This window comes from Alkaliphilus pronyensis (assembly GCF_009017275.1).
Taxonomy (GTDB): Bacteria; Bacillota; Clostridia; order Peptostreptococcales; family Natronincolaceae; genus Alkaliphilus_C; species Alkaliphilus_C pronyensis.
Genome location: NZ_WBZC01000048.1, coordinates 1 through 12946, shown reverse-complemented (window position 1 = coordinate 12946; position 12946 = coordinate 1). Strand labels below are relative to the sequence as shown.

Annotated in this window: 11 protein-coding genes and 1 riboswitch; all 11 genes read right to left on the bottom strand. The window is 34.5% G+C overall.

Annotated features, from left to right (window positions below):
- Window positions 1-11: 11 nt before the first annotated feature.
- Window positions 12-1217 carry an ABC transporter permease gene (locus F8154_RS11795; protein WP_151861825.1) on the bottom strand — a complete coding sequence of 402 codons (1206 nt, stop codon included), beginning with the start codon at window positions 1215-1217 and terminating at the stop codon, window positions 12-14.
- 18 nt (window positions 1218-1235) lie between these two features.
- A complete protein-coding gene (locus F8154_RS11790; protein ID WP_151861824.1) occupies window positions 1236-2471 on the bottom strand; it encodes an efflux RND transporter periplasmic adaptor subunit in 1236 nt (411 codons plus the stop codon).
- A 495-nt stretch (window positions 2472-2966) separates the two neighbouring features.
- Window positions 2967-3443, bottom strand: coding sequence for a ribosomal protein S18-alanine N-acetyltransferase (gene rimI / locus F8154_RS11785; protein WP_151861823.1), 477 nt, complete (start codon window positions 3441-3443; stop codon window positions 2967-2969).
- A 9-nt stretch (window positions 3444-3452) separates the two neighbouring features.
- Window positions 3453-4157, bottom strand: a complete 705-nt coding sequence (gene tsaB / locus F8154_RS11780; protein ID WP_151861822.1) for a tRNA (adenosine(37)-N6)-threonylcarbamoyltransferase complex dimerization subunit type 1 TsaB — start codon at window positions 4155-4157, stop codon at window positions 3453-3455.
- A complete protein-coding gene (tsaE, locus tag F8154_RS11775) occupies window positions 4154-4609 on the bottom strand; it encodes a tRNA (adenosine(37)-N6)-threonylcarbamoyltransferase complex ATPase subunit type 1 TsaE (protein ID WP_151861821.1) in 456 nt (151 codons plus the stop codon). The genes tsaB and tsaE overlap by 4 nt, the downstream gene beginning before the upstream one ends.
- 205 nt (window positions 4610-4814) lie before the next feature.
- Complete coding sequence (locus tag F8154_RS11770; protein WP_151861820.1) at window positions 4815-5429, bottom strand: ECF transporter S component; 615 nt, start codon at window positions 5427-5429, stop codon at window positions 4815-4817.
- Between the two features lie 105 nt (window positions 5430-5534).
- A riboswitch (FMN riboswitch) is annotated at window positions 5535-5654 on the bottom strand.
- A gap of 58 nt (window positions 5655-5712) precedes the next feature.
- Window positions 5713-6204: a hypothetical protein gene (locus tag F8154_RS11765; RefSeq protein ID WP_151861819.1), complete on the bottom strand. Its 492-nt coding sequence runs from the start codon at window positions 6202-6204 to the stop codon at window positions 5713-5715.
- A 71-nt stretch (window positions 6205-6275) separates the two neighbouring features.
- Window positions 6276-7433 (bottom strand): amidohydrolase, encoded by a 1158-nt coding sequence (locus F8154_RS11760; protein WP_151861818.1) that lies wholly within the window; start codon window positions 7431-7433, stop codon window positions 6276-6278.
- Between the two features lie 451 nt (window positions 7434-7884).
- Window positions 7885-8934 (bottom strand): nicotinate-nucleotide--dimethylbenzimidazole phosphoribosyltransferase, encoded by a 1050-nt coding sequence (gene cobT, locus F8154_RS11755; protein WP_151861817.1) that lies wholly within the window; start codon window positions 8932-8934, stop codon window positions 7885-7887.
- A gap of 194 nt (window positions 8935-9128) precedes the next feature.
- Entirely contained in the window at window positions 9129-10433 is a 1305-nt protein-coding gene (locus F8154_RS11750; RefSeq protein WP_151861816.1) for an MFS transporter, read from the bottom strand.
- A gap of 24 nt (window positions 10434-10457) precedes the next feature.
- A complete protein-coding gene (locus F8154_RS11745; RefSeq protein ID WP_151861852.1) occupies window positions 10458-12620 on the bottom strand; it encodes a Tex family protein in 2163 nt (720 codons plus the stop codon).
- Window positions 12621-12946 lie beyond the last annotated feature (326 nt).

Below are 12946 nucleotides of genomic sequence, written 5' to 3'. Positions count from 1 at the left end.
ATGTTTCTTTATTACTCATATCGCAATGCCTCTATTGGGTCTAGCTTTGCTGCCCTGTTGGCAGGGTATACACCAAATAATATACCAATTGATATTGAGAGAACTGCCGACACTAACACTTCTCTAGCACTTATTAAAGGCGGTAATTGCAGGAAGGAAGAAGCTGCAGTTGCCAACAAAAATCCAAATACAATACCTAATAAACCACCTGTAAATGAAATTATTGCCGACTCAGTTAAAAACTGAAATAATATTTCTATTCGTTTTGCTCCAATTGCCTTTTTAACACCAATTTCTCTAATTCTTTCGGTTACGGTAACAAGCATAATATTCATGATGCCTATTCCCCCCACCAATAAAGCAATTCCAGCTATAAATGCAAGTACGGTTGTTATAGTACCTATAACTGAGTTGGCAGCCTCTAATGCCTGCTCTAAATTGAAGGTTCGATATTTGTCTTTGTTATTATGTAGCCTTTCCAGCAAGCTAATTGCCCGCTCTCCTATTCTATCCATTTCATTTCTGTCTTGTATTTTAAGATTTACTCCATAATAAACAGTTTGATTGTATACTCTTAGTATGGTGTTTATTGGAACATAAACCTGAGCAGTTCCACCGCTTATTGCTGAACCAAATGGACTATCCTCCTGCTTATAAACACCTACTACCCTAAAATCCACTGGACCCCGATAGGTGTTTAAGGTTATTGCTTCTCCTATTACTTCCGTTTTACCAAATATATCTTTAGCATCCTTATCAGATAAAACTATGGTATTGGCATAGGATTCATTATCCTGGTTAGTAATATATCTTCCATACAGCATTTCTACGTTATTGATTATTTCTGTATCAGTATTTGCACCAACAAGTAAGACATCTTGATCCTTATCCTCAACCTTAATAGTAGAACGCTCTTCATAAATGGGAGCTACAGCTTCTACTCCTGCTATCTGTCTAATTGCTTCTATATCACGGTCATTAATAAAATCTCGATGTGTAATTGGATCATCGTTGCTCCAGTTCATAAATACCATTAAGCGATTTGTACCAAATTGCTCAAGGCTTTTTTGTATTTGATACTTTCCTCCATTTCCAATAGCTGATATGGCTACTACTGCTGAAATACCAATAATTATACCCAGCATTGTTAGTAATGTTCTCATCTTATTTGTTTTAATAGAGGAAACAGCCATTCTAATATTTTCTAATAGGTTCATTAACACCAATCCCTTTAATTACTTATTGTTTGTAAGATTTACTATAACTGAATCTCCATCCTTCAAATCCATATTTGGTCTTAATACAATTATATCGCCTTCTGCTAGCCCTTTGGTTACTTCAACATGAAAATCTGATTCTATGCCTATTTCAACTTCACGCTTTTCAAGTGTATCATTACTAATTACAAAAACAAATTGCTTATCCTCTTCCATCATTATTGAGTCAAATGGTACTACAACTGTGCTATCCTTTTTTTCACTTACTATTCTAGTTTTAACTGAAAAACCAGGCTTTAGCATTTGATGTTGATCTATAACCTTAATGGTTACTGGTACAACTGTTTCATTTGTTTGTCCTGTTGACATTCGGGAAGCTATTGGTGCAATTTTCTCTATTTCACCACTGAATACAGTGTCTGGCAATGCATCTGTTTCTATCTCAACCTCTTGCCCAAGCTGAATTTTACTAATATCGTATTCACTTACATTAATTATAATTTGAAGATTAGCTGTATCAGCTACTACAAAGGCAGGTACCGATGGATTTGTAAAGGAACCCTTTTCAACATTAACCTGGGTTACTAATCCATCCATTGGACTCGTTATTTCTCCCTGTAGCTTTTCCATTTCCTTTTGTGTATCTTGAATGTTTAGCTGACTAATTGTAATTTGTTTTTCTGTTCTTTTAATATCATAATAAAGGGAATCTTCATTATTTATGTATTGCTGGTGGCTTCTTTGTAAGTCTCTATAGGCCTTTTCGCTTTGATTATATTCTAGCTGAGAAATTCCACCACTTTCAAATAATTCTTTACTTCTTTCATAGGCACTTTTTACCTCTTCTAGTTCTCTAACAATATTATCAATTGCCTCTTGTCTTGAGGTCTTAAGTCTTTGTAGGCTTAATTGCTCCATCTCCAGCTGTGCTTTAGAAATATCTAATCTGTTTCCAAATTCTTCTGAGTCTAGTGTGGCCAATACTTGTCCTTTTTTTACAGGATCTCCAACTTCAACCTCTACAGCCTCTACCTTAGCATTAATATCATGAAACACCGATTCCTTATCAATCTCCTCCAGCATTCCATTAGCAGGAATTTCTACAGAAATTTCACCTAACTCAATAGCTTTCGCATCTACTGTAATTCCTTGCTTACCACCCCTTGAAGCTGATACAACTGCTGCTGATATACCTGCTATTACTAGTAGTGCAACTAAGACTATAACAAGCTTTTTTTTACTTTTCTTCTCCATATATATCCTCCTCTTTCTTCTATATACAATATAAACCTATTAATATTACATCTCTCATCTTCTTTTACGGAATTTATGTGAAAAAGTTTATATAATATAATTCTTTTAAATATATTCTTTATTCTACTCTTTTGTTTTGTGTATTTTTATGTTTTAAACTTGCAGTTTTCGATTTGGTTTTTTGTTTTATACTTGCAATTTTCGATTTTCTATTATGCTTTGTATTTTTCACTTTTAACTCTTAACTCTTAACTTTTAACTCTTAACTTTTGTTTTTAAGGTTTTTCACTTATTCCATATTACTTATTACTTGCTTTTATCGTTCAACATTGCTCTGATATTTGATTATATTTTGTTTTTTAATTTTCAATTTTCCATTTTCCATTTTCAATTTTCAATTGTGCTTTGTAATTTTTCATTTTTAACTTTTAATTTTTAACTATGTCTTCTTGTTTTCATTTTTCACTTTTCATTTTTCACTTTTAAGGTTTTCTATTACTCATTACTCATTGGTTTTTTCTTTTTAATCAGTTCCTTCCACATAATTAAAGCATCTTCTCCGTTATCTGAATAATATCCTGGCCTAACTCCACAGGGTAAAAAGCCTAGACTTTTATATAGATTTTGGGCAACAATATTGCTTTTTCGTACTTCTAAAGTAATTCTTAAAATACCCGACTCTTTAGTTTCCTTAATAACCTCCTTCACAATAGCCTTACCTATACTTAAACCCCTAAATTGTGGATCTACTGCAATATTGGTAATATGAGCTTCATCTATAATAATCCATAGTCCCATGTAAGCAACTATTTTTTTGTCTAACTCTGCAACATAATATCTAGCACATGTATTGCTTTTTAACTCTTTTTCAAAGGAAGCTCTTGACCACGGAACTGAAAATGAGCTTTTTTCAATAATCATTACATCTGCTATATCATTAATTGTCATCTTCCTTGTAATGGTTCCTTCCATAGGCTTTTGTCACCCCTTGAATTTTTCTTCAAATTGCTTTTCTGCCTGAGATTTTCTCATATATATAGGCACTATCTCTTCAGGGCTTACTAATTCTCCAGCCTTGGCTTTTTTGATAGCTAGGGCTGCAACAGAGGAAGCTCTTGGAATTGCTACTGAAGAAGGGGCTATAACTCCTAAAGAACCTAAATTTTCATTTAGCTTATCTTTAAATATGTTTATACCATCACCTAAAAAAATAGTTGTTCTCTGTAGTGTTTTAATTTTTTTAATTAATTCATCGATATGTAGTATAGCATGTTCATTATGCAGCTTAATCCCATTATTATCCCAAATGTATAATGCAGTATAAGCATTGTTCCTTTGGGCATCTATTATTGGACAGATATAGCTGTTACAGAAGGGCAAATTATAGGCTAAGGAATCTAATGTAGAAATACCTACTACTGGTTTATTCATAGCCTGTGCCATTGCCTTAACCGTTGTTATTCCTATTCTAAGTCCTGTAAAGGAGCCTGGACCTAGGGCTGCTGCATAAACATCAATATCTGCTGGGGATAAATTGCTGTTATCTAAAACTTCTTTTATTAATGGCATAAGTCTTTGGGAATGATTTTTTTGATTATTTATTACTGCCTCTGCTATGAGCTTGTCCTCATCCATTACTGCAACAGTTGCTACTATCGAAGAGGTATCTACTGCCAACAGCTTCATTTCATCATCTCCTTAACTAGGCTAATATAACGTTGATTTTGAGCTTCAAAACATATTCTACGACTTACTTGACCTGTAACTTTCATATGTAACCAAAGGCAGTTTTCTGGTAATATATCTTTAATGTTTGAGGCCCACTCAATTATACATACACCATTTCCAAATAGGTATTCATCTATACCTATATCCTCCATGTCCAGTGGGTTATCAATTCTGTATACGTCAAAATGATACATTGGAATTCTTCCTTCATACTCTTGTATTATGGTAAAGGTGGGGCTAGTAACAACCTCCTGTACACCTAAGCCCTTAGCAAAGGATTTTGAAAATACAGTTTTACCTGCTCCAAGGTCTCCAGTTAGACAAATAATATCTCCTTTATCTACAAGCTGACCCAATTTTTCTGCAATAATCTCTGTTTCTCTTTGATTCTTAAGTTCTATATATTTCATTGCTGCACCTACTTATTAAATAAGATTTGTAAATACTACCATGTACTATTTTAACACATATTTTGAGTTTTTTAATAATAATTGTAAATATTCCTCCTTAAGTATTATTAACTAATCCTAGAAATACAAAACCCAACACCACCATATATTAAAATATTGGGTACTGGGTAAAGTTATCTGTTTGAGGATATGCTTTTATTATTTTTTAGTGGTTTTTTAGTATTGGTGAAATTCTTTTATAGATTAGCAATGTAACAATAGTGATTATAGTTCCCTTCATTAAATTAAAGGGTGTAACTCCATATAGCACTAATGTTTTTAAATCAACTATATTAGCATTAACAACGCTTCCCATATTAACAATAGCATCAATTGGCATAAAATTTGAGTAAAAGGGTATTAGAATATAAAGATTAGCCAATGCTCCAACAAAAGCCATTACTACTGTACCTGTAACCGTCCCTATTATAGCATTTCTCTTATCCTTTTTTAAATGATATATTATGGCAGCAGGCAAAACGTATGAAGCACCTATAATGAAATTAGCTAGTTCGCCGACACCACCTGTTTGAGACCTTGTTATAAAGAATAGGAATACCTTTACTAGCTGGATAACAACACCTGCTACAGGTCCAATGGCAAAGCCACCTACCAAAGCAGGTACATCACTTAAATCCACCTTTAAAAAGGCTGGAAACATTGGTACTGGAAACTCCAGCATCATAAGCAAGTAAGCAACAACTGCAAGTACAGATGTTTTTACTAAGGTAGCTGTTGAAAATTTGCTTCTATTACTGCCATAACTTAGTGTTTTGTTCATAATGTAACCTCCAATATATAATAATTTTTATATGGAGAAGATGAAACCATAAATACAAAACACCTGAAGAAAAATCTTCAGGTGTAAAAAAATACATGAAAAACATGATTTCTTCTCCCATCCAGACTTTACTGTCGATACTGGAATTTCACCAGTTCAATCGATTCAATCGACTCGCGGATTTTTACCGCCGGTCGGGAATTTCACCCTGCCCTGAAGAATATTGCTTATATTTTGTTGTATAAATACATTATAACCCTATAGGTCTTGAGTTTCAAGTATATTATTTTAATGTATTATTTAATTTTGTAATAGCCTTTAGCTCCTTCTCTAATGAAAACCTATGCTTTCGGCATAAATATAAAAGCCCTGACATAATCAATAGCTTAGGTGTAAACACAAGCAATCTTAACCAGCTTCTTGATAACACTTCAACTAATGACAGGTTTGCAAGTCCCAGCACTATAACACTATAAAGCCCTTCTACCAAAACGTTAATTACCATACCTATAAAGCTTGAAATCATAGAGGTTATTAATGGTATCTTAACGATGAGCCACGTAAATATTATTATTGTAATATAAAGGTATAATAGATGTTGGCCAAAGGATATATATCTTCTAATAAAGTAAGAGGCTATACCTTGTAGAATAGCTGCTACTATAATTTTTCTCCATATAGGCTTAATACCTAGCATAATTAATCCAAATGCTATTATGAGCATAGATTCTGGAATAGAGCCCAATATGACAACATTCAGAGGCATATTATCCATATTAAATCTCCTTTATTGATATGTATACTTTCAATTGTCTATTGTCTCAGCTGGGTTACTAATGCCCTAGCCTATCTTTTATAAACAATATTTCCATCAATGATGGTATAGCAAACTGATGCTTGTAAATCTAATGGATGTTTATCCCATATTACTATATCTGCATCTTTTCCTACCTCAAGACTTCCAATTCTATCACTAAGACCAAGAATTTCAGCTGCATAAATTGTAATTGCCTTAAGGGCTTCCTCCTCTGGTAGTCCAGATTTCATTGCAAGGGCGGCACACATTGGCAAATGTTGAAGTGGTATTACTGGTGAATCTGTCATTATGGCTATCTTCACACCTGCTTTGCTTAGCACAGCTGGTGTTTCGAAGGTTAAGTTTCTTAGCTCGAACTTTGATCGATGCCCCATTGATGGTCCAACAATTGCAGCATACCCTTCTTCACTAAGATAATCAGCAATTAGATGCCCTTCAGTACAATGCTCTAGGGTCATTTTCAGTCCAAATTCCTTAGCAATTCTAATAGCTGTAAATATATCATCGGCTCTATGGGCATGAGCCTTTAGGTGTACTTTACCTTCTAAAACTGGTAGCATTGCTTCTAATTTAAAGTCATATGTTGGATACTTAGACTTATCTCCATTGGCTTCTTCAATTTTATTTCTATAGTTAATAGCCTTGATTATTGTTTCCCTTAGAATTGCAGCTGTTGCCATTCTTGTCATAGGGGCTTGCTTTTTATCGTTATATACCCTCTTTGGGTTTTCTCCAAAGGCAATCTTCATTGCTATTGGCTCAGCAATTATCATGTCATCAATTCTTTTTCCAAAGGTCTTTATGGCTGCAAACTGTCCACCAATTACGTTGGCACTTCCTGGTCCAGTTGCAACCGATGTAATTCCACCTTGATAAGCTTCTTCAAAGGTTTTATCCATAGGATTTGCAGCGTCTATTGCTCTTATATGCGGTGTTACTGGGTCTGTCATTTCATTACCATCTGCTCCTTCGAATCCTATAGCATCTTCCCATAGGCCTAAATGACAATGGGCATCAATCATTCCTGGAAATACCATTTTACCTTCAGCATCTATTACTGTAGCTGCCTCTGGTGCATTAATACTAGTACCTATTTCTACAATTTTATTATCCTTAACCAGTATACTGCCGTTATTTAAAGTTTTTCCAGCCATTGTATAAATTTGACCATTCTTAATTAGAATCATTTTATCTCTCCTTTAAATAAAAACAATGTTTAATGATTATATTCAACAGTATACAAAAAATTCCTTTATTTTTCGAGTATGAAAATAAATTAGTATTTATTACTCCCATTATTAGACATAAAAACTTTTTAAAAAGTTCCCTTATTTCAACATTTAACATTCAACATTCGTTATTGCTTTAAATATTAAATTTTAACTCTTTATTTTGATATGTATTTTTTAACTTTTAATTCTTAATTCTTAACTCTTAATTCTTAACTCTTAACTCTTAACTCTTAACTCTTAATTCTTAACTCTTAACTCTTAATTCTTAACTCTTAATTCTTAACTCTTAATTACGTCTTCTTGTTTTCCTTTTCCATTTTCAATTTTCCATTTTCCATTTTTAATTATGTCTTCTTGTTTTCAATTTTACATTTTTAATTCTTAATTTTTAATTTTTATACTTTCCTTATCCCAATACTATTCCAGACTCTTCTAAGGTAACCATTTCTTTAACCATATATGTTGCAGCCTCAAGTATATTAAAGGCTAATACTGCTCCTGAGCCCTCTCCCAATCTGAGGCCCAAATCAAGTAGCGGCTTTTTACCTAAATACTCTAGTGCTTTAGCTCCTCCCTTTTCAGCAGTCATATGGGATACTATCATAAAATCCTTAGCTTTAGGCTCTAGCATGGCTGCTATAAAAGCAGAGGCATATGAGATAAAGCCATCAATTACTACTGGTTTGCGTTTGGCTGCAGCTGCCAATATCACACCAGCCATTCCTCCAATTTCAAATCCTCCTACCTTTGCCAGCACATCAATTGCATCCTTAGAATTGGGTAGATTATGATTTATTGCGTCTCTTATAACTTCAGCCTTATACCCTAATTGATGAATAGGTAGTCCAGCACCAACACCTACAACCTCCTGTGGCTTAAAGTTACCTATAACAGCTATAATGGCAGAGCTGGCGGTGGTGTTTGAAATACCCATCTCTCCTATAGCTAGGCAATTAGCTCCCTTATCAATTTCTTCGTTTGCAACCTCTATACCTATTTCTATTGATTTTATTGCTTCTTCCCTTGTCATTGCAGGGCCTTTTCTCATATTACTGGTTCCATAGCGTATTTTATTGTTTCTTATACCAGCTAGATTAATATCCTCCATTACTCCAATATCTACAACAACTACCTTTGCTCCAGCTTGCTTTGCAAAGGCACAAACACCAGTTACTCCTTTAACCATATTCATTGTTTGTATTGCTGTAATAGCCTGTGGATTAGGGGCTACCCCTTCACTGTATACTCCATGATCAGCCGCCATTACAATTACAGCCTTATTATCCACACTAGTAAAAACATCTCCTGTTATCCCTGCTAATTGTATTGCTATGTCTTCAATTCTCCCTAAGCTACCAGGTGGTTTAACTAGCTTATCTACTCTAGCTTTTGCAGCATCCATAGCCTTTTGATCTAACCCTCCGATAGCTTTTAAAGTGTCCTTCATTAATTGCATTCTATACTCCTCCTTAAAATATTATAGCCCATGGATTACTCGATATTACAAATAATCCATGAGCTTTACCATCCTCCAGGCACTTCTTTAATAGGCAGGTCTCCTGGCTCAGATTCATTGTATACCTCGCCTTCCCGAAATCTGTGGCTTATGTTACATTATTAATTTAATAATAAATGATAAACTTTGCAACTCTATTTTATCTCATTATATATGTTTTTGCAGTTTGTTTCTTTTACTAGAAAGGTAAACACAAATCCTATGGCTACAAAGATAAAGCAGTATAAAAAGGCTTTTTGAAACAACACAGTTGCTTCTAGCTGTCCACCATAGGTGTCAAATACCCATCCTAGTATAGGAGGAAGTACAGCTCCTCCCAAAAACCCACCAATATTAACTATTGAGGTTGAGATACCTGCTATTGCAGGGTGGTTAACTTCTTTACCACATGCCCAGCCTAACACAAAGGTTGAGCATGTAAAGCCTAGTATAAAGAACAAAGGATAAAGCATTGCAATAGGTGGTTTTCCTCCATTCACAAATACTATAATACCCCAGCATAAGGTATAAACTCCACCGAACAATATCATTGGAAGCCTTCTACTTTTAATTCTATCAGAGAATCTACCAATTACAATACTACCTATTGCTAACCCCAGCACTGCTACTGTAAAATAATTTGGAGCAGTGCTTGGCTCAATATTGTAAACCTCAACCAGGTAGCTTATGCCCCATGTTCCAGTTAATGCTACATAGGCACCAAAAAAGCCTGTGAAGACAAAGAAGCCTGGCCATGTGTATTTATTTGTTAAGGCCTGATATAAGCTTTTCAACAATGGTGGGTTCTCCATTTTTTTGCTGCTAATATCCTTACCCTCAATTTCTTCAATTGTTGGTAAACCCATATCCTTTGGATTATTTCTTACAACTATATAGGATACAATAGCCAGAAGCACACTTAAAACTCCAATAGCTGTAAAGGTACTTCTCCACGTGAAATACGCAACCATAATTGCTAAAGGAGTTTGGGCCATCGCCCCTCCCATGTTACCCACAAAGGAGGTAATACCTGACATGGTGGCAAATTCACTTTCTTTAAACCACCTTGATTGTACCTTTAGGATAGATATGAAAACAACTGAAACACCAATACCTACCAACAAACGACCTAAAAAAACCATTAGCAAATTGGGGGCTACTCCAAATAAAATTGATCCTATGCCTGCCATTAAAGTTCCTATTGCCACAGTTTTTCTAGCTCCCAATGTGTCTGCTAAAATACCAGATGGAATTTGCATAAGCATATAGGCATAAAAATATGTTGAGCCAATATTTGCAAAGGTAGTTCCTGATATACCAAAGGTTTCAACTAAATCCTCCCTAACTACTCCAATGGCTAATCGGTGAAAAAAAACAATTACGTAGGATAAAACTAATACACCCCAGATTATCCAACGGTATGACATCATTTTTTTAATTTTTTCTTGGCTACTATTCATCATCATACTTCTCCTCAACTGATTTTAGTTATTCTGTTGAATACCCTTCATACTTAAGGATACCCTACCTTTTTTAAAGTCTATTCCAATGACTTTAACATTTACTATATCCCCAATTGAAACAACATCCATTGGATTTTTTATAAATCTATCGCTGAGCTCAGAAATATGAACTAAGCCATCATTTTTTATTCCAATATCAATAAATGCACCAAAATCTATTACATTTCTTACTGTTCCATTAAGCACCATATCTACCTTTAAATCTTCAAGCTTTAAGACATCTGTTCTAAATAATGGCTTAGGCATTTCTTCCCGTGGGTCTCTACCAGGCTTTTTAAGCTCCTTGATTATATCTTTAAGGGTAGGAAGTCCAATTTTAAGGGCTTCTGCCATTGTCTCTACATTAATACTATTAAGCTTTTCCTTTAACTCATTTAAGGTCTTATTGTCTAGCTTCTTTAATGGGAAAGATACTATGTTTAAAAGTGCTTCAGCTGCAGCATATGACTCTGGATGCACTGAGGTATTATCTAGTGGTGTGTCACCATCTGTTATTCTTAAAAAACCAGCACATTGAACAAATGCAGAGGGGCCTAACCGTTTAACCTTTTTTAACTGCTGTCTGTTAGTAAATATGCCCTCTTCTTCCCTAAATCTTACTATATTTTCTGCAACTGTTTTGGTTATCCCTGATACATACTGCAGTAATGATGGTGATGCTGTGTTTAAATCTACACCCACACTGTTAACACAGTCTTCTACTACTCCCGTCAATGCTTCATCTAATCGTTTTTGATTAACATCATGCTGATATTGCCCAACCCCAACATGCTTTGGCTCAATTTTCACTAATTCTGCTAAAGGATCCTGCAGCCGTCTAGCAATAGATATGGCCCCCCTTAAGGAAACATTTATATTTGGATATTCCTTTGCAGCAACCTCAGAGGCTGAGTAAACAGATGCACCTGCTTCACTAACAATCATATAATAAACAGGCTTTTTTAGCTCCTTTATCATCTCTGCAATTATTAATTCTGATTCTCTTGATGCAGTACCATTTCCTATAGCTATAATATCTACATTGTAATTTTCTATCAACTCTTTAAGCTTATTCTTACTACCAATTACATCATTTTGAGGTGCTGTAGGATATATTGTAGTAGTATCTAAAAGCTTACCTGTTCCATCTACAATTGCTATTTTACAGCCTGTTCTATAGGCTGGATCAAAGCCCATTACAACCTTATCCTTTACTGGTGGTTGAAGAAGGAGCTTTTTTAAGTTTTCTCCAAATACCCTTATTGCCTTTTCCTCTGCTTTTTCTGTTAGTATAACTCTAATTTCCCTTTCAATGGATGGTGATATTAATCTTTTGTAAGCATCTTGTATAGCATTTTCAATGTAGCTATTTGATACTGCCTTATTACTTATTATTTTCCTTTTTAAATAGCTTATTATTGCTTCTTCATTAATATCTAATTTAACCTTTAAGTATTCTTCCTTTTCTCCTCTATTAATAGCCAACACCCTATGGTCAGCAATTGTTTTTACAGCCTCTCTAAAGTCATAATACATGTCATATACTGAAGCTACCTCTGCATCGGTAGCCTTTGATATTATAACACCCTCTTTATAGGTTATACTTCTTATTTGCTTTCTATAATCGGCATTATCTGAAACTGTTTCAGCTATAATATCCATTGCTCCGTTAAGGGCATCCTCTAATGTTTGTACTTCCTTCTCATCATTTATGTAATCCGCAGCTCTTACTTGAATTTCATCTGTAGTAAGGGTTTGTCCATATATTAAGTTGGCTAAAGGTTCTAAGCCTTTCTCTTTTGCTATTGTTGCCCTTGTTCTACGCTTAGGACGGAAGGGGCGATAAATATCCTCTACCTCTTGAATGGTTGAAGCCTTATTTACTTTTTCTTCTAACTCTGGTGTTAGCTTTTCCTGTTGGTCTATTAAACGAATTACTTCCTCTTTACGACCTTCAAGATTTCTTAAGTAATTTAGTCGATCGGAAAGGTCACGAAGTACTATATCACTTAGTTCCCCTGTTTGCTCCTTTCTATAACGGGCAATAAAGGGAATAGTGTTTCCTTCGTCAATTAACTTCATGGTATTAACAACCTGAAATTCTTTTAATTGAAATTCTGCAACCAGCTGCTGAACTATATTCATTTTTTTCATTCCTTCCTTAATTTTCATAAGGTTATTATACCATAGTATAAATATTTATATAAATAAAGTAGGGTAACTATTTTCATAGCTACCCCCTTATCAAACCGCACGTGCCCTACTAAGGCATACGGCTTACCAACGTGTTTAAAATGTATCAAGCATAGCTTTTCACAGCATTAATCTTGGAAACTCGGTCAGGAGTATAATACTCTTGGCCTTTTTCTTTTAATTTCTTAATTTGTCTTTCTAATTTCGCTTTGCTTTTGGCTGTTATTTTCTCTAGGTACATTTCTAGGGTATACCCCCACATTTTGTTGAAATATAAC